Genomic DNA, 1,003 nt, shown 5'->3' with positions numbered 1-1,003 from the left:
GGAGTGCCGGCACAAGGAGTCAGAAATATATGATTTCATATGGTTAGCTACTTAAGTTAGCCGCTAACCTGGCAACGGATTAGAGGAAATAAAAAGGAGGCAAATAAAAATTGAACTTTCAGCTACCTTACTTGTCAGATTTTAAGAAAACATTAATTCATGAAGCTGGATGTTTTCAAAAATAAACCTGGAAATCGGGCGTTCACCTTATTGACTTATGTCTGAGTAAGTAACGAAAGGGGTATTATCATGAATTCAGATATTAACAGCGTTGGCCAGCGCGGATGCAGTGGTGATTACAGCAATGCAACGGCCGGATTGGCCCATAATAGGGAAAGCACGGGCTCATACTTCGGTCATTCCGTTTCTCTTCGTGAAAATCAGGAAGCTCAGCCTTTAATCCAGAAGCCCATCAGGGATGAAGAACATTCCGATCTCCCCAAATTCAGGGTTCGCGAACCTACACCACCACTTGGCAACTTTTTGTTCAGAACTCTTAACAAAATTCAAAATAGTATATTCATAGCTGAAATGGAAAGATTACATCACCCTTGCCTGATTCTGAAAATCTCATCCCATGGTACAAACGAGTTAATTGAAGGGTGTCTGGATTTTCAACATTTGTTGAAATGCTACATCGACATTATCCCGCTGAAATCAGGTATTGGATTTGGTTACCCAACCAATCCAGGCAGCGTTAAAATAGAGTCGAAAAATGGGGAAACGATCATTACGTTTACAAGTTCTCTTGGATTTAAGCCAACAAAACTTTACATTAGTAATGAATATTGGAGTTATTATAATATTAATCAGCTGATTGCAAAGTATAAATCCATGAATCTCATGTAGTGTTCTGGTCATATTTAAAGTACCGATCTTAACTACTTACAATAGACATTAAGCATCTATCTATTAATTCCAGAAGCAAAAGCTTTCAAGCACGAAGAGCACAAAGGAAAAGAAAAGCGCTTCTTTGCCGTGAAAAATATTTTGCTCAACCATT

At 38.4% G+C, this 1,003-nt stretch carries 1 protein-coding gene; it reads left to right on the top strand.

Features of this window, described 5'->3' with window-relative positions; translation table 11 throughout:
* Window positions 1-249: 249 nt before the first annotated feature.
* Complete coding sequence (locus tag KDK14_RS01525; protein ID WP_257263251.1) at window positions 250-849, top strand: hypothetical protein; 600 nt, start codon at window positions 250-252, stop codon at window positions 847-849.
* Window positions 850-1,003: the final 154 nt, after the last annotated feature.

Source organism: Endozoicomonas sp. ONNA2 (genome assembly GCF_024606365.1).
Lineage (GTDB): Bacteria > Pseudomonadota > Gammaproteobacteria > Pseudomonadales > Endozoicomonadaceae > Endozoicomonas.
This window is presented reverse-complemented; position numbering and strand designations above follow the sequence as displayed.

Coding starts and splice junctions, on each gene's coding strand:
- KDK14_RS01525 (WP_257263251.1), top strand. CDS start 250: ATGAATTCAGATATTAACAGCGTTGGCCAGCGCGGATGCAGTGGTGAT.